At 64.9% G+C, this 15224-nt stretch carries 16 protein-coding genes; 10 read left to right on the top strand and 6 right to left on the bottom strand.

The window, feature by feature from the left end:
* The coding region (locus tag RMO23_RS19510; protein WP_309684851.1) for an aminotransferase class III-fold pyridoxal phosphate-dependent enzyme at positions 1 to 505 on the bottom strand (505 nt) is incomplete at its 3' end.
* Positions 506 to 772: 267 nt separating this feature from the next.
* Here RMO23_RS19510 and RMO23_RS19505 point away from each other — a divergent pair.
* The gene (locus RMO23_RS19505; protein WP_309684848.1) at positions 773 to 1084 is read left to right on the top strand and encodes a DUF3579 domain-containing protein; all 312 of its coding nucleotides are present in this window, start codon (positions 773 to 775) and stop codon (positions 1082 to 1084) included.
* A gap of 125 nt (positions 1085 to 1209) precedes the next feature.
* Here RMO23_RS19505 and rpsT read toward each other — a convergent pair whose 3' ends face one another.
* Positions 1210 to 1521, bottom strand: a complete 312-nt coding sequence (rpsT, locus tag RMO23_RS19500; protein WP_309684846.1) for a 30S ribosomal protein S20 — start codon at positions 1519 to 1521, stop codon at positions 1210 to 1212.
* 115 nt (positions 1522 to 1636) lie between these two features.
* Between rpsT and murJ the strand changes: the two genes are divergently transcribed.
* The 4 genes from murJ to RMO23_RS19480 all read left to right on the top strand — a co-directional run bounded on the left by murJ (position 1637) and on the right by RMO23_RS19480 (position 5631).
* Positions 1637 to 3202: a murein biosynthesis integral membrane protein MurJ gene (murJ, locus tag RMO23_RS19495; protein ID WP_309684844.1), complete on the top strand. Its 1566-nt coding sequence runs from the start codon at positions 1637 to 1639 to the stop codon at positions 3200 to 3202.
* 48 nt (positions 3203 to 3250) lie between these two features.
* Positions 3251 to 4099 (top strand): tetratricopeptide repeat protein, encoded by an 849-nt coding sequence (locus RMO23_RS19490; RefSeq protein ID WP_309684842.1) that lies wholly within the window; start codon positions 3251 to 3253, stop codon positions 4097 to 4099.
* 177 nt (positions 4100 to 4276) lie between these two features.
* Positions 4277 to 4666 (top strand): PA2779 family protein, encoded by a 390-nt coding sequence (locus RMO23_RS19485; RefSeq protein WP_309684839.1) that lies wholly within the window; start codon positions 4277 to 4279, stop codon positions 4664 to 4666.
* Positions 4667 to 4731: 65 nt separating this feature from the next.
* On the top strand, positions 4732 to 5631 hold the full coding sequence (locus tag RMO23_RS19480; RefSeq protein WP_309684836.1) for a PA2778 family cysteine peptidase: 900 nt from the start codon (positions 4732 to 4734) through the stop codon (positions 5629 to 5631).
* A 31-nt stretch (positions 5632 to 5662) separates the two neighbouring features.
* On the opposite strand, the gene RMO23_RS19475 is transcribed toward RMO23_RS19480, so the two are convergent.
* Entirely contained in the window at positions 5663 to 6868 is a 1206-nt protein-coding gene (locus RMO23_RS19475; protein WP_309684834.1) for an MFS transporter, read from the bottom strand.
* 34 nt (positions 6869 to 6902) lie between these two features.
* Positions 6903 to 7940, bottom strand: coding sequence for a phosphoribosylformylglycinamidine cyclo-ligase (gene purM, locus RMO23_RS19470; RefSeq protein ID WP_309684832.1), 1038 nt, complete (start codon positions 7938 to 7940; stop codon positions 6903 to 6905).
* Between the two features lie 186 nt (positions 7941 to 8126).
* On the opposite strand from purM, the gene RMO23_RS19465 reads away from it, so the two are divergent.
* The 5 genes from RMO23_RS19465 (at position 8127) to folK (ending at position 12773) form a co-directional block, all read left to right on the top strand.
* Positions 8127 to 9197 carry an AI-2E family transporter gene (locus RMO23_RS19465; RefSeq protein ID WP_309684829.1) on the top strand — a complete coding sequence of 357 codons (1071 nt, stop codon included), beginning with the start codon at positions 8127 to 8129 and terminating at the stop codon, positions 9195 to 9197.
* A 27-nt stretch (positions 9198 to 9224) separates the two neighbouring features.
* On the top strand, positions 9225 to 9911 hold the full coding sequence (gene hda, locus RMO23_RS19460) for a DnaA regulatory inactivator Hda (RefSeq protein WP_309684827.1): 687 nt from the start codon (positions 9225 to 9227) through the stop codon (positions 9909 to 9911).
* On the top strand, positions 9908 to 10597 hold the full coding sequence (locus RMO23_RS19455; RefSeq protein WP_309684824.1) for an HAD family hydrolase: 690 nt from the start codon (positions 9908 to 9910) through the stop codon (positions 10595 to 10597). Before hda ends, RMO23_RS19455 begins: the two co-directional genes overlap by 4 nt.
* 63 nt (positions 10598 to 10660) lie before the next feature.
* Positions 10661 to 12277 (top strand): polynucleotide adenylyltransferase PcnB, encoded by a 1617-nt coding sequence (gene pcnB, locus RMO23_RS19450; protein WP_309684821.1) that lies wholly within the window; start codon positions 10661 to 10663, stop codon positions 12275 to 12277.
* Positions 12278 to 12290: 13 nt separating this feature from the next.
* Positions 12291 to 12773, top strand: a complete 483-nt coding sequence (folK, locus tag RMO23_RS19445; protein WP_309684816.1) for a 2-amino-4-hydroxy-6-hydroxymethyldihydropteridine diphosphokinase — start codon at positions 12291 to 12293, stop codon at positions 12771 to 12773.
* 8 nt (positions 12774 to 12781) lie between these two features.
* Here the strand turns inward: folK and xylB are convergent, their stop codons facing one another.
* Together xylB and RMO23_RS19435 are read right to left on the bottom strand one after the other, a co-directional pair.
* On the bottom strand, positions 12782 to 14263 hold the full coding sequence (xylB, locus tag RMO23_RS19440; RefSeq protein ID WP_309684813.1) for a xylulokinase: 1482 nt from the start codon (positions 14261 to 14263) through the stop codon (positions 12782 to 12784).
* A gap of 14 nt (positions 14264 to 14277) precedes the next feature.
* Positions 14278 to 15213: an AraC family transcriptional regulator gene (locus tag RMO23_RS19435; RefSeq protein ID WP_309684855.1), complete on the bottom strand. Its 936-nt coding sequence runs from the start codon at positions 15211 to 15213 to the stop codon at positions 14278 to 14280.
* Positions 15214 to 15224 lie beyond the last annotated feature (11 nt).

Raw genomic sequence — 15224 nt, 5'->3', positions numbered from 1 at the left:
CGCGGATGAAGCCTTCGACCAGCGGGCCGAAGCCGGCCTGCACCTTGGGGTTGCCGGTGGCGCTCAGCGTGGCAATGCTGCGGCCGTGAAAGGCCTTTTCATAGACCACGATTTCGGGTTTGTCTATGCCCTTGTCATGGCCGAATTTGCGCGCCAGCTTAAGCGCGGCCTCATTGGCCTCCAGGCCGGTGGAGCAGAAAAAGACGTTTTCCAGGCCGGACAGCTCGACCAGTTTGGCCGCCAGCGTTTCCTGTAGCGGCACATGGTAGTAGTTGGAACTGTGGATGAGCTTGCCGATCTGGTCTTGCAGCGCCGGCACCAGCCTGGGGTGATTGTGCCCCAGGGTATTGACGGCGATGCCGCCCAACGCGTCGAGGTAGCACTTGCCGTTGACATCCCAGACGCGGCAGCCCTGGCCATGCGACAGCGCGATTGGCAGGCGGCCGTAGGTGTTCATCACGTGGGGCGAGGCGGCTTCGACGGGGTGGGGCAGGGCAGCGGTCATGCGAAAACTCCGGAATCAGGGCTGGAACAGGGCTTAAAGAAGCAGGCCACACCGAGGTGGCGGGGCCTGAGATGATTTTAGGCGCAGTGCCTGAGGCCTTTTGTGACGATACTGCATCACAGTCATGCGTGGTAGGGCGTGCGCGAGGGCCAAGCTGCCGGGGCAATCGGGCGTGAGTCTTATATAAGATAAAATACTTGTGCGGTGCAGCATGGGCAATATCCCCGCCCCTGGCACGCCAAAAACCTTCCACCCGACGGTCCCCTGATGATCTCCAAGTCCGCCAAAGAAGTCTTCATTCAGGGCCTGACCCGTGACGGAAAAACCTTCCGGCCCAGCGATTGGGCCGACCGCCTGTGCGGCGTGATGAGCCAGTTCCGCCCCGGCGGACCGCAACCTGGCAGCCACCTGACCTATTCGCCCTGGTGCGTGCCGACGGTGATCAACGGCGTGAAGTGCGTGGTGGTGAACGCCGAGCTGCGCGACGCCGAACCGATGGCATGGGATTTCGCCATCAACTTTGCCAGGGACAACGACCTGCAGATGGCCGAGGCCTGCCTGCTTCCTGACAAGCCGTAAATCCGGGCGCCCATCAAAAAAGCCGTCTTTCGACGGCTTTTTTGCTTCACTTGCAGCGCACCCTACAAAACGGCGGACGACTTTTTCTTTAAAAAAGAAGCAGTCCGGGCGGTTTGCCTAATTGCTCAGGCGGCCTTGGGGGTGGCGAGTGCCAGGGCTTTGACCCGGGCAGACAGGCGGCTCTTGTCGCGCGCTGCCTTGTTCTTGTGGAAGATGCCTTTGTCGGCAACCGTGTCCACAATGCTCTGGGCCTTGGCGAACAGGTCTTTGGCCTTGTCTTTGTCACCGGCTGCAACGGCTTTTTCGACGTTTTTCACAGCCGTGCGGTATTTGGAGCGCAGCGAGGTGTTCGCGGCGTTGAGTTTGATGTCCTGGCGGACGCGTTTGCGGCCCGATGCGAGGCGGGGGTTCTTTTTCTTGGGTTTGGCGGTTGCCATAAATAGTTTCCTTTAATCCTGGGAGGAGTCTGTGGATGTTGCAAGCGAAGCCTAACATTATAGCGCCCCTACGGTCGCTCACAAAGTGAGCAACCGTGGGGGCTAAACTCCTCTTGTGTCACTTTTCAAATCCGCCTCCACCGTTTCCCTGCTCACCCTGGTTTCCCGAATCACCGGCCTGGTGCGGGAACTGCTGATAGCCTCGACCTTTGGCGCCAGCGCCATGACCGATGCCTTCAACGTGGCATTTCGCATCCCCAACCTGTTTCGGCGCCTGTTTGCCGAGGGCGCGTTCAGCCAGGCTTTTGTGCCGGTGCTGGCCGCCAGCCGGACCCAGCACGGCGAGGAGGCCACGAAGCTGCTGATTGACCGGGTGGCGACCCTGCTGACCTGGGCGCTGCTGCTGACCTGCGTGATCGGGGTGGCGGGCGCGCCGGTGCTGGTCTGGGCCATGGCCAGCGGGCTGAAGCAGGAGCCGCGCGGGTTTGAGGCCGCCGTGTTCATGACGCGCTGGATGTTTCCCTACATCGGCTTCATGTCGCTGGTGGCGCTGTCGTCGGGCATTCTCAACACCTGGCGGCGCTTTGCGGTGCCGGCGGCCACGCCGGTGTTGCTCAATGTGGCCATGATTGGCGCGGCCTGGCTGGGCTCGCCCTGGTTCAAGGCCCAGGGCATCGAGCCGGTGTATGCGCTGGGGGTGGGCGTGATGGTGGGCGGCATGCTGCAGCTGGCGGCGCAGGTGCCGGCGCTGCTGAAGTTAGGCCTTTTGCCAAAAATTGGCTTCAATTGGGCGCTGGTCCAGCAGGCATGGGCGGATCCAGCTACTAAAAACATAGCAAGACTAATGCTGCCGGCGCTGCTGGGCGTCAGCGTGGCGCAAATCTCGCTGTTGATCAACACCCAGATCGCCTCGCACCTGACGCCTGGCAGCGTCAGCTGGCTGACCTACGCCGACCGCCTGATGGAGTTCCCGACCGCGCTGCTGGGCGTCGCCCTGGGCGTGGTGCTGATGCCGCAACTGGCCGCCGCCAAGGCGGCCAATGACCCGGCCAGGTACTCGGCCATGCTGGACTGGGGCTTGCGCCTGGTGGTGCTGCTGGCCGTGCCCTGCGCGGTGGCGCTGCTGACCTTTGCCGAGCCGCTGGTGGCCACGCTCTACCACTACGGCGCCTTTTCAGACCGCGACGTGCAGCAGACCACGACGGCGCTGATGGGCTACGGCGCGGGCCTGCTGGGGCTGGTGGCCATCAAGGTGCTGGCGCCGGGCTTTTACGCCAGCCAGGACATCAAGACGCCGGTGCGCATTGCGGTGGTAGTGCTGGTGATCACGCAGCTGCTCAATCTGGCGCTGGTGCCGGTGCTGGCGCACGCCGGGCTGGCGCTGGCCATCGGCATCGGGGCGCTGATCAATGCGTTGTGGCTGCTGGTGGGCCTGCTGCGGCGCGGCAGCTACCAGCCGTCGCCCGGCTGGGGCCTGTTTGCGCTGCAGGTGATTGCCGCCAGCGCACTGCTGGCGGTGTTTTTGCTGTGGGCCGCCGGCAGTGTCAACTGGATCGGCCTGAAGTTTGACGCTTTAAGAAGAATTGGGTTGTTGGCCCTTGTTTTATGCGGCTCTGCTGCTATTTATTTTCTAGCACTTTGGGCCTCCGGCCTGAAGGTTCGCCAGTTGCTGCGGCGCTGATTCGGCGGCGACTCGCGCTGCGCGCCGGTTTGTGAGAAAGTCTCATTTATGGAATTAAATCTGGCCGTGCCGTCTCCCCTGCAATATTTCACCAGCCTGGTGCAAAGCGACGAGCATTTTCCCCTGCTGGAAGCCGCCATCAGCCTGGCGCAGGATGAATACCCCGACCTCGATGTGGAGCAGGTGCTGGGGGATGTGGACCAGCTGCTGGCCCGGCTGAAACGCCGCCTGCCAACCGATGCGCCCGCCCTGCAGCGCCTGCGCGCGCTCAATCAGTTCTTTTTTCGGGACCTGAGCTTTGGCGGCAACATCCATGACTACTACGACCCGGACAACAGTTACCTGAACGCCGTGCTGCGCACCCGGCGCGGCGTGCCGATTTCGTTGGCCGTGCTGTGGCTGGAGCTGGCGGTGGGGCTGGACCTGAACGCGCGCGGCGTGGCTTTTCCGGGGCATTTCATGCTCAAGGTTAACCTGCCCAAGGGCCAGGTGGTGATTGACCCGTTCAGCGGCCAGTCGCTGAGCCGCGAGGAACTGGCCGAGCGGCTGGAACCCTTTCGCCAGCGCAGCGGCGCGGCGGACGATTTTGAAGTGCCGATTGGCCTGTACCTGCAGTCGGCGCCGCCGCGCGAGATCATCAGCCGCATGCTGCGCAACCTGAAAGAAATTCACAAAACCCAGGAAGACTGGCAGCGCCTGATTGCGGTACAGGACCGCCTGATCGTGTTGCAGCCCGACGCGTGGACCGAATACCGGGACCGTGGCCAGGCCTGGGCGGCACTGGGCGACGCGAGCCGCGCAGTGGTCGACCTGGAAACCTATCTGGCCCATGCCGATGACGCGCTGGACATCGATGCCGTCATTGAACAGCTAACACGGCTGCGTGGAAAAAAATGACGGCGGCACGGGTTTAAGGCAACAGACTGGCTGACCGTGTTTCGGGGTGTAAGCCGTGTTGACGCTGGCACGGGCGCTGGCTAGAGTCGCAGCGCTGCAAGCAGCCTTTGCAAGCCGGACATATGTGTTTAGACCACAGGCGGCTGCTTTTTATTCAAAAAACTTCGAGGAATTTTCATGAATCCGTTCAAACGCCTGCTGGCTTCCGCCTTGATCGTCAGCACCACCCTGATGGGCTTTCCGCTGGCCGCGCAGGCCAGCATGGTGTCCACCGCCGAGGCCATGTCAACGCAGGCCGGTGACGCTGACCGCGAAAAAGTCTCCGCTTTTCTGGCCCGCGAGGATGTGCGCGCGGCGCTGGAGGCCAGGGGCGTGAGCAGCGCGTCGGCCACCGATCGCGTCAAGGCCATGTCCGATGCCGAGGTCGCCCAGGTGGCGTCCCGGGTTGACCAGATGCCGGCGGGCGGCGAAATCCTGGGCCTGATCTTCACGGTCTTCATCGTGCTGCTGATCACCGATATTCTGGGCCTGACCAAGATATTTCCGTTCACCCGATCGGTGCGATGACCCCGCGCCTGTCGTGCTTCCGGGCCCCCGCTGTTGCGGGGGTTTTTGTTTGGCTGCTATCGGCGTTGGCACTGACGCTGACGGGCTGCGCCACGCCGCAGGTGACGCAGCTGGAGCGACAGTGGCCGGCCGGTTTGCCCGCTAGCGCGCAGATCAGGGAGGTGCCGTTTTTTCCGCAGGAGCAATACCACTGCGGCCCGGCGGCGCTGGCCATGGTGGCGCAGGCGGCCGGGGTGCGGGTGCTGCCTGATGATCTGACCGATCAGGTCTATTTGCCGGAGCGCCAGGGCTCGCTGCAGGTCGAAATGCTGGCCGCCGGCCGGCGCCAGGGCCTGATGGCCTATCCGCTGGCGCCGCAACTGGGCGACCTGTTGCAGGAGGTGGCGGCCGGCAACCCGGTGCTGGTGCTGCAAAACCTGTCGTTTTCATTTGCGCCGCTGTGGCATTACGCGGTGGTGACTGGCTTTGACCGCGCGCGCAACACCATCACCCTGCATTCGGGCGTGACCGAGCGGCTGGAGATGTCGCTGTTTACCTTTGAGCGCACCTGGGCGCGGGGCGATTCGTGGTCCATGGTGGCGCTTGCGCCTTCGCGCCTGCCGGCCACCGCAGATGCCGAGCGCTACACGGCCGCCGCCGCCGCGCTGGAGCGGGTGCAGCCGCAAGCCGCGCAGGCGGCTTATGCCACGGCCCTGAAAAGCTGGCCCGGGCACCGGGCGGCGTTGCTGGGCGCCGGCAACACCGCCTACACGCTGGGCCAACTGGACCGCGCCACGGCGGCCTACCAGACGGCGACCCGGCTGCACCCGGACTTCGCCGACGCCTGGAACAACCTGGCGCAAATCCTGCTGGAACGGGGCCAGCGGGCCGATGCGGCGCTGGCCGTCAAGCGCGCGGTGGCGCTGGGCGGGCCGCGCGCGGCGCGTTATCGCAGCCTGCAGGCGCAGATCGAGGCGGCCCGATAAGCGGATTGTCAGGCGAGGATGGCCCGACGGCTCAGGCGCTTTGCAGGCCGGCACTGCGCCAGTAGCCCAGCAGCGCCAGCGCCGCCAGGCCAAAGCCGGCGCCCGCGGCAAAGGTTACCGGCGCGCCCAACTGGTCCCACAGCACACCGGCCACGGTGCTGGCCAGCAGCATCGCCAGGCCGCTGACCAGGTTGAAAAAACCGAATGCCGTGCCGCGCAGGTCGGGCGGCGCGGTGTCGGCCACCATGGTGGCCAGCAGGCCCTGCGTCATCGCCATATGCAGTCCCCACAGTGCCACGCCAGCCCACACCCAGGTCCAGTGGCTGCCCGAGGCCAGCAGCAGATCGGCCGCGATCAGCACCACCAGGCCCCAGGCCAGCAGCGTGCTGTGCCGCACCGAGTCCGACAGCTTGCCGAACGGGTAGGCCCCCAGCGCATACACCGCATTCATCGCAATCAGCACCAGTGGTGTGTACGCCACCGGCAGGCCGCCCTGCATCGCCCGCAGCAGCAAAAAGGCCTCGCTGAAGCGGGCCAGCGTGAAAACGGCGCCTATGACCACGACGCGCCAGTAAGGCGCGCTCAGGCGCTGCAGGTTGGCCTTGCTGATCGGGTTGACCCGCGCTGCGCCGGGGCTGCGCTGGGCTGGCGCCGGCTCTTGCACGCCAAACAGCAGCAGTGCCACCGACAGCACGCCCGGAACAATCGCCACCCAGAAAATCGCCCGGAAGTCGTTCGCCCACAGCAGCATCAGGCCCATGGCCAGCAGCGGGCCGACGAAGGCGCCCACGGTGTCGAGCGACTGGCGCAGCCCGAAGGCCGCGCCGCGCATGCCGGACGGGGCCAGGTCGGCCACCAGCGCATCGCGCGGGGCGCCGCGCAGGCCCTTGCCAACGCGGTCTATCAGGCGGGCCGCCAACACCAGGCCGGTGCTGGTCGCCAGCGCAAAAAGCGGCTTGGAAGCCGCGCCCAGGCCGTAGCCCAGCAGTGCCAGCGGCTTGCGTCTGCCCCAGTAGTCGCTCAATACGCCCGAGAACACCTTGACGATGAGCGCCGTGGCCTCGGCAGCGCCTTCAATCAGACCGACCGCCCAGACGCTGGTGCCCAGCACCGTGACCATGAAGACGGGCAGCAGGCTGTGGATCATTTCGGACGAAATGTCCATCAGCAGGCTGACAAAGCCCAGCGCCCAGATGGCGGCGGGCAGGCGTTGCGCGGTTCCCGTCGTGGTTGGCATCAGGACTTTGCGCTATGCCGCTGCGAGGCGTAGCTCAGCTGACGATGACAGCCGCACCGTCGCCGCGCGGCGCAATCATGCCGATCTGGTACACCTGCTCGCCGGCGTCGCGCAGGGTCTTGGCCGTGGCCTGGGCGCTGGCGGCATCCACCACCACCACCATGCCGATGCCGTTGTTGAAGGTGCGGTTCATCTCGATGTCGTCAATGCCAGCCGTCTGTTGCAGCCAGGCGAACAGCTCGGTCTGCGGCCAGCTGCCTTTGGCCAGGTGCGCGGCCGTGCCTTCGGGCAGCACGCGCGGAATGTTTTCCAGCAGGCCACCGCCGGTGATGTGGGCCAGCGCCTTGATCGGGTGCGCCGCCAGCGCTGCCAGCACGTTTTTGACATACAGGCGGGTCGGCTCCATCAGGGCCTCTTTGAAGGGCTTGCCGTCCAGCGAGGCGGGCAGGGCATCGGCGGCGCGTTCTATGCACTTGCGCACCAGGCTGAAACCGTTGGAATGCACGCCGCTGCTGGCCAGGCCCAGCACCACGTCGCCCGGTATCACGTCCTTGCCGGTCAGGATTTTCGATTTCTCCACCGCGCCGACGGCAAAACCGGCCAGGTCGTACTCGCCCGCCGGGTACATGCCGGGCATTTCGGCGGTTTCGCCACCAATCAGCGCGCAGCCGCTGAGTTCGCAGCCTTTGGCGATGCCGCCGACCACGGCGGCGGCGGTGTCGACATCGAGCTTGCCGCAGGCGAAATAGTCGAGGAAAAACAGCGGCTCGGCGCCCTGCACCAGCACGTCGTTGACGCTCATGGCCACCAGGTCTATGCCCACGGTGTCGTGCATATTCCACTCAAAGGCCAGCCGCAGCTTGGTGCCGACGCCGTCGGTGCCGCTGACCAGCACCGGTTCCTGGTAGCGCTTGGGCACCTCGAACAGCGCGCCAAAGCCGCCAATGCCGGCCAGCACGCCTTCGCGCATGGTCCTTTTGGCCAGCGGCTTGATGCGTTCGACCAGGGCGTCGCCCGCGTCAATGTCAACGCCGGCGTCTTTGTAGCTGAGGGGGGTAGAAGAGGTGGTCATGGTGTCGGGCTAGGGGTGCGGTCAAAGGGGGCGTCGAAGGGGGGGCGATGGAGAGGATGGGGGCTGTCGGCAGTCTGGGGCAGTGCTGCAAGCCCGATAGAATCCAGCCTGAGATTCTAAAGGCTGGGCGTCACGATCCTTTCGGCGCGTTTCCCGGCCTCTTTCGCAAGCTCGACCCAAGGCTTTATGCAATTCACCAACACTCAAAAACGCGCCACCGCCTGGTGCCTGATTGCGGCCCTGGTCGTCCTGGCGCTGTGGTTGCTGGGCCCGGTGCTGACGCCGTTTGTCGTGGCATCGGTGCTGGCCTACGCGTTGACGCCGCTGGTGAACCGCCTCGACAGCCTGGGCAGGGGCCGCTTGCCGCGCGTGGTGGCTGTGATTCTGGTGGAGTTTTTGTTTCTGGTCGTGCTGCTTGGCCTGTTTTTGCTGATTGTGCCCATCATGGCCAAGGAGCTGCCGCTGCTGCGCGAGCAGGTGCCACTGCTGGCAGACCGCCTCAACACCGAGCTGGCGCCCTGGCTGGCCAAATTCGGCTTTCGGGTGGCGCTCGATGTGGCCAGCATCAAGGCCTTCGTGCTGAAGTACCTCAACGCCAACTTCGAGGATGCCTTTGGCTCGCTGCTGTCCTCGCTCAAGCTGGGCGGCAGCGTGGCCATGACGCTGATCGGCAATGCGGTGCTGATTCCGGTGGCGCTGTTTTACCTGCTGATGGACTGGGACACATTTGTGGCCCGTATCCTGGAACTGGTGCCGCCCCCCTTGCGCGCCAGCTATGACAGTTTTACCGACGAGGCCGATCTGGTGCTGGGCCAGTATTTGCGGGGTCAGTTGCTGGTGATGCTGGTCATGGCGGTGTTTTATGCCGTCGGGCTGACCCTGTTTGGCCTCGATCTGGCCGTGCCGATTGGCGTCTTTACCGGGCTGGCGATGTTCATCCCCTACGTGGGTTTCGGTATCGGCCTGCTGCTGGCGGTGCTGGCCGGCCTGCTGCAGTTCGCGTCGATCAAGGCCCTGGTCATGGTGGCCGTGGTGTACGGCGCGGGCCAGGTGCTGGAAAGCCTCTACCTCACGCCGCGGCTGGTGGGCGAGCGCATCGGCTTGCACCCGCTGGCGGTTATTTTTGCCCTGCTGGCCTTTGGCCAGATGTTCGGCTTTGTCGGCGTGCTGATTGCGCTGCCGGCCAGCGCCGTGCTGCTGGTGGGCATTCGCCGCCTCAAGGCCAGTTACATGGCCAGCCGGCTTTACTCGGCCTGATGTGCCCATGACAGAGGTGAAATCGGCATGAAACAGATTGCGCTGGATATCGGGCTGGCCTCGGTCCCTTCGTTTGCCAACTTTTTTGGCGGCCCGAACGAGGCGGTCGTCAAACACCTGAAATTGTGGGCTGGCAACGCCTTGCGCTCGCCCGTGCCCACCTATCTGTGGGGCGATGCGGCCAGCGGCAAGACGCATTTGCTCAAGGCCGTGGCCGAGGCGCTGCGCGAGCAGGGCGCGTCTTGCGGCTGGATGGACGCATCGCGGCTGGAGCCGCCCGATTTCAACGAGTCGTGGGCCGCGGTGATTCTCGACGACTGCCATCTGTACACCGCAGTACAGCAGCAGGCCGCCTTTAACTGGTTCGTCAACGCGTTGAATGCCGCCGACGGCCGCCCGCGCTGGGTACTGGCCGCCGGCAATGCGCCGCCCGCCGATCTGGCCTTGCGCGAAGACCTGCGCACCCGCCTGGGTTGGGGCCATGTGTTTGCGCTGCAGGCGCTGACCGAGACCGAGCGGCGCGCCGTGCTGCGGCGCGAAGCCGATGCGCGCGGCGTGTTTTTGAGCGACGAGGCGATGGATTTCATGCTGACCCGCTTTTCGCGCGATCTGGGTAGCCTGATGCAACTGCTGGACCAGCTCGATGGCTACGCCCTGCAAACCCAGCGGGCGATCACGATTCCGCTGATCAAATCCATGCTGGAGAGCCAATGAGCAAGCCTGAAATGACTGTCAAGAAAAAAATTGGCTTGTTCGACCTGGATCACACCCTGATTCCCTTTGATTCGGACTACGAGTGGAACGAGTTCACCATTGGGCTGGGCTGGCGCGACGGTGTCGAGTTCAAACGCCGCAATGCGGTTTTTTATGAGCAATACCGCCTTGGCACGCTCGACCTGCGCGACTATGTGCGCTTTGCCACCGAGGCCATCCGCGAGCAGGGTGCTATTAATTCAATAGCTGCTCATGGGCGATTCATGGGGGCTGTGGTCCAAAAAGGCATCAAAAGGCAGGCTCTGGAACTGGTCCAGAGCCACCAGCGGGACGGCGCGGAGGTGGTCATTGTCACGGCCACCAACGAGTTTGTGACGCGCCCGATTGCCGAGGCCTTTGGCGTGACTGAGCTGATCGCGGTGGAACTCGAGCGTGATGCCCAGGGCCGGCTGACCGGCGAAATCAAGGGCACGCCTTCGTTTCGCGAAGGCAAGGTGATTCGTGTCGAACAATGGCTGGCGGCGCGTGGCCTGGGCTGGGACGATGTGGAAACCACTTTTTACACCGACTCGATGAACGACTTGGCGCTGCTGGAGAAAGCCACGCACCCGGTCGCCACCAACCCGGACGAGCGCCTGCGCGCGCTGGCTGCCGAGCGCGGATGGCGCATACTTGACCTGTTTTAATCCTTTGGGAACCGAAAGCGCCGCTGAAAAGCAGGCCCCGGCCCACCCAAATCCCGCGACCTCATGATCAAAAAATTTATCGACAAGCTGTTTGGCAAATCGGACAGCACGGAATCCGCCAAGCGGGTCAAGAAATCACCTTTCGGCCAGCGCCAGGACGTCGGCGCCAAAGAGCACGGCATAGACCCCAAGCTGGTCGATCAGCGCGCCATGGATGTGGTGCACACGCTCAAGCAGGCCGGTTTTGAGGCTTTCATCGTGGGCGGTGCGGTGCGCGACCTGCTGGTGGGCCTGCGCCCCAAGGACTTTGACGTGGCCACCGACGCCACCCCCGAGCAGGTCAAGTCGCTGTTTCGCCGCGCCTTCATCATTGGCCGGCGCTTTCGCATCGTGCATGTCATCTACGGCCGGGGCCGCGAGCATGAAGTGATCGAGGTGTCGACCTTTCGCGCGCACCTGGACAGCAGCCTGGCCGAACAGGTCGGCGGCAACGAGCGCACCAGCAAGAGCGAGCTGGCCGGCATGAAGCATGCGGTGGATGCCTCGGGCCGGGTGCTGCGCGACAACGTCTGGGGCCCGATGGAGGAAGACGCCGCCCGGCGCGACTTCACCATCAACGCCATGTACTACGACCCCGAAACCCAGGTGGTGGTGGATTATCACAACGGCATCAAGGATGCCAAGAAAAAAATCATCCGCATGATCGGCAACCCGGCCCTGCGCTACCGCGAAGACCCGGTGCGCATCATTCGTGCCGTGCGTTTCAGTGCCAAGCTCAATGCCCTGGGTTTTACCTTTGAAGACAAGACCGCAGCGCCCCTGCGCGAGATGAAAGGCCTGCTGGCCGACGTGCCGCAGTCGCGCCTGTTTGATGAAATGCTCAAGCTGCTGCAAACCGGCCACGCGCTGGCCAGCATCGAGCAGCTCAAGGCGCTGGGCCTGGGCACCGGCATTTATCCGCTGCTCGACGTGGTGGTGGACGCGGCGCATGAGCCTTTCCTGAACCTGGCGCTGAAAGACACCGACCGGCGCGTCGGCGAAGGCAAGCCGGTGGCACCGAGCTTTTTGCTGTCTTGCGTGCTGTGGGGCGATGTGCGGGATGGCTGGGCGCGCCGGCGCAAGCGCGGCGAACATGTGATGCCGGCGCTGCAAGAGGCGATTGACGATGCCTTCAACGCCAGGATTGGCGACGTGTCGGGCCGCGGCAAGCTGGGCGCCGACATGCGCGAAATCTGGACCATGCAGCCGCGTTTTGAAAAGCGCGTCGGCAGCTCACCCTATTCACTGCTGGAGCAGCCGCGCTTTCGCGCCGGGTTTGACTTCTTGCGCCTGCGCGCGCAAACCGGTGAGGTTGAGACCGAACTGGCCGAGTGGTGGGAAAAATTCAGCACCGCCTACGACGACGAACGCCACGCCATGATTGAAGAGGCGCGCCAGGCGCAACTGCAAAAGCCGCAGCACCCCCGCGTGCGGGTGAAGCGGCAGGATGCAGAGAGCGTGGGCGCGACGGGTACAACCCGGCCGCCCGAGCAGCAGCATGCGGCGCCCGAATCGTCTTCGGAGCAAGGGGATTTTGCACCCGCCAAAAAGCGCCGCCGCCGCCGCAAACCGGTGAGCCGCGATGCAAATGGTGGCGGCAGCAGCGAGCAGACCTTGCCCGACGCGACCTCCAACTCCTGATGGGGCGCGGGCATTGGTCAGCGCCTACATCGCCCTGGGGGCCAACCTTGGCGACGCCGCTGCGGCACTCCGGCAGGCGCTGAAGGCCATCGCTGAACTGCCGCTGACCCGGGTGTGCCAGGCCTCCAGCCTCTACAAAACCGCGCCGCTGGGCTCGGACGCAGGTAGCGCGGGCGGTGACGACTATCTGAATGCGGTGGCTCGGGTGGAAACCGCCCTGCCGGCACCGGTCTTGCTGAACCATCTGCAGCAAATCGAGCAGCAGGCGGGCCGCGAGCGACCCTATCGCAACGCGCCGCGCACACTCGATCTTGACCTGCTGCTGTACGGCAGCGCCCGCATCGAATCGGCACGCCTGACAGTGCCGCACCCGCGCCTGCTGCAGCGCGCTTTCGTGCTGGTGCCGCTGGCCGAGATTGCGCCCGACATCGTCAGTGCCCGGCAATTGCAGGCGGTGGCGCAGCAGCGCATCGAGCGGCTTGCTGCGCCACTGTAGAAGCGATCTCAGGCGGCCAGTTGCTGCTTGCCAAACCAGGGCTGAAGGGCAGGGTACAGCCGCCTGTATTGTTGATAGCGCTGCTGCAGCAGCGATGCCTCCTGCGCATCGGGCTCGAACGGGCGGCCACCTTGCGGTGCAAGGCATACCTCGTCTTGCGCGCCGCCGTCGGCCATCCAGCCCAGCCGGGCGGCGCCCAGTGCCGCAGCGGCTTGGGCACCTTCGTCGCGGGTCAGGCTGCGCCGCAGACCCGAGGCGATCATCTGCCCCCACAAGTCGCTGCGTGCACCTCCGCCCACCAGTGCCAACGCTTCCTTGCCTGGTTGTTTCTCCTGCATGGCGTTCAACCCGTCCATCAAACCAAAGGTCACGCCCTCCATCACCGCATAGGCCAGGTCGGCGGCATCATGGCCGGGCCGCAGCCCGATGAAGGTGCCGCTGGCATGGGCGTCGTTGTGGGGCGTGCGCTCGCCGGACAGGTAGGGCAGAAAAAGTGGGGCTTGTTCGCGAGCCGAGAGGCTTAACTGCGCCGCCTCCTGGGCCAGCACGGCTTCGCTGGCGCGCTGTGTCAGGCGGGTAACCCAGCCAAAGGCGCTGGCCGCACTGAGCATGACCGACATCTGGTGCCAGCGTTGGGGCAGGGCGTGGGCAAAGGCGTGAACGGCGGCCTCGGGTTGGGGCCGGAATGCATCGCTGGCCAAAAAGATGACGCCCGACGTGCCCAGCGACACAAAGCCCTGGCCCGGCCGCACCGCGCCCACGCCCACGGCGGTGGCAGCGTTGTCGCCGGCGCCGCCGGCCACCGGCACGTCGGGCGGCAAGCCCCAGGCGCTGGCCACCTCCTGCAACAAGCGGCCGCTGACGTCGGTGCCTTCCACCAGGCGCGGCATGTGCTGCCCGGTCAGGCCGCAGGCGGCCAGCATCTCGGTGCTCCAGCAGCGCGCGCCGGTGTCCAGCCACAGCGTGCCCGAGGCGTCGGACATGTCGCTGACTGCCTCGCCGGTCAGCTTCAGGCGCAGCCAGTCTTTGGGCAGCAGCACCAGCCGGGTTTGTGCAAACACCTCGGGCTCGTGCTGGTGCAACCACAGCAGCTTGGGGGCCGTGAAGCCGGGCATGGCCAGGTTGCCGGTGATCTGGCGCGATCGCGGCACGGCAGCTTCCAGCGCGCTGCATTGGGCCGAGGCGCGACCATCATTCCACAAGATGGCGGGACGCAGTACCTGCCGGCGCTGGCCCAGCACCACGGCACCGTGCATTTGGCCCGACAGGCCGATGGCCCGTACCTGGCGCATGGCCGCGGGCACCTGGGCCTTGAGTTGCTGCATCGCCTGGTCCAGCGCGGCCCACCAGGCCTGCGGATCCTGCTCGCTCCAGAGCGGCTGCGGCCGTGACACGTCCAGGGCGGCGTCAGCTACTGCCAGCACCCCCTGCCGCTGATCCAGCAGCAGCACCTTGACACTGGAAGTGCCCAAATCAATACCGAGGTACATGGCGGCCGGGTTGTTCAGTGGCGGATGCCAAAGCGGGTGTCGACCTGGCGGCGAAATTCGCTGGGCGTCATGCCCTTGACATCCAGAAAGCGGCGGTTGAAGTTGGCCACGTTGTTAAAGCCGACCTCGTAGCAAATGTCGGTGATATAGCGGTCAGACTCCATCAGCAACTGGCAGGCGCGGTTGACGCGCACCTGGTTGACAAAATCGGTGAAGGTGTTGCCGGTGGCGCGGCGAAAGAAGCGCGAAAAACGGCTTTCCGTCATGTCGAGTTCGGCGGCCAGTTCACTGGCCGACAGGGGCTGGGCCAGGTTGTCGGTGATACGGCTCACGATGTCGTCGATCTGCTTGAGCTGGGCGTCGTTGTCAACGCTCTGCAGTTGGGCGTTGGACAGCAGCCGGTAGTCGGGCCAGCGCGCCAGCTCGCTCATGAAATCGCAGAACGCGGCAAAGCGTGCGAGCCCGCGGTCGGCCTTGATTTTTTTCCAGTACGCGGTGGCCTGCTCGGACAGGCCAAAAAACTCGATGCCGTTGCGTGCGCGTTCCAGCAGGGGCAGCACCTCTTCCAGCTCGCGGATGTGCGCGGCGGCCTGCACGATCGGCTCATGCGGGAACTGGATCACCAGGTCGCGCTGGGCGATGCCGCCTTCGGGCAGGTCCAGCGAAATCCAGTTGTGCGGCAGGCGAGGGCCGGTCAGCACCAGATGGCCGGGCTGGAACGATCCGATGTAGTCGCCGACAAAGGTCTTGCCCGATGTAGCGACGATCAGGTGCAGCTCGTACTCGTCGTGGTAATGCCAGCGCGCCAGCGGCGTCGGAAACCCATGCTCCAGACAATGGACCAGGCCCTCGTTTCTGGGCGACTCATAGCCCAGCTGCGGGCTGCGCGAACAGTCGCGCTCCAGTTCAGGCTGGCGCTGGCGGGGAAGCGTTCGGTGGCGCGCAGGCATGGTGGGGATGG

The organism is Polaromonas sp. (assembly GCF_031411155.1).
Classification (GTDB): Bacteria; Pseudomonadota; Gammaproteobacteria; order Burkholderiales; family Burkholderiaceae_C; genus Polaromonas.
Note: the sequence above shows the minus strand (reverse complement) of the source record. Positions and strands in the feature narration are given on the sequence as shown.

Coding starts and splice junctions, on each gene's coding strand:
- RMO23_RS19485 (WP_309684839.1), top strand. CDS start 4,277: ATGAATCCGTTCAAACGCCTGCTGGCTTCCGCCTTGATCGTCAGCACC.
- RMO23_RS19490 (WP_309684842.1), top strand. CDS start 3,251: ATGGAATTAAATCTGGCCGTGCCGTCTCCCCTGCAATATTTCACCAGC.
- RMO23_RS19465 (WP_309684829.1), top strand. CDS start 8,127: ATGCAATTCACCAACACTCAAAAACGCGCCACCGCCTGGTGCCTGATT.
- RMO23_RS19475 (WP_309684834.1), bottom strand. CDS start 6,868: ATGCCAACCACGACGGGAACCGCGCAACGCCTGCCCGCCGCCATCTGG.
- xylB (WP_309684813.1), bottom strand. CDS start 14,263: ATGTACCTCGGTATTGATTTGGGCACTTCCAGTGTCAAGGTGCTGCTG.
- purM (WP_309684832.1), bottom strand. CDS start 7,940: ATGACCACCTCTTCTACCCCCCTCAGCTACAAAGACGCCGGCGTTGAC.
- RMO23_RS19435 (WP_309684855.1), bottom strand. CDS start 15,213: ATGCCTGCGCGCCACCGAACGCTTCCCCGCCAGCGCCAGCCTGAACTG.
- rpsT (WP_309684846.1), bottom strand. CDS start 1,521: ATGGCAACCGCCAAACCCAAGAAAAAGAACCCCCGCCTCGCATCGGGC.
- pcnB (WP_309684821.1), top strand. CDS start 10,661: ATGATCAAAAAATTTATCGACAAGCTGTTTGGCAAATCGGACAGCACG.
- hda (WP_309684827.1), top strand. CDS start 9,225: ATGAAACAGATTGCGCTGGATATCGGGCTGGCCTCGGTCCCTTCGTTT.
- RMO23_RS19455 (WP_309684824.1), top strand. CDS start 9,908: ATGAGCAAGCCTGAAATGACTGTCAAGAAAAAAATTGGCTTGTTCGAC.
- RMO23_RS19505 (WP_309684848.1), top strand. CDS start 773: ATGATCTCCAAGTCCGCCAAAGAAGTCTTCATTCAGGGCCTGACCCGT.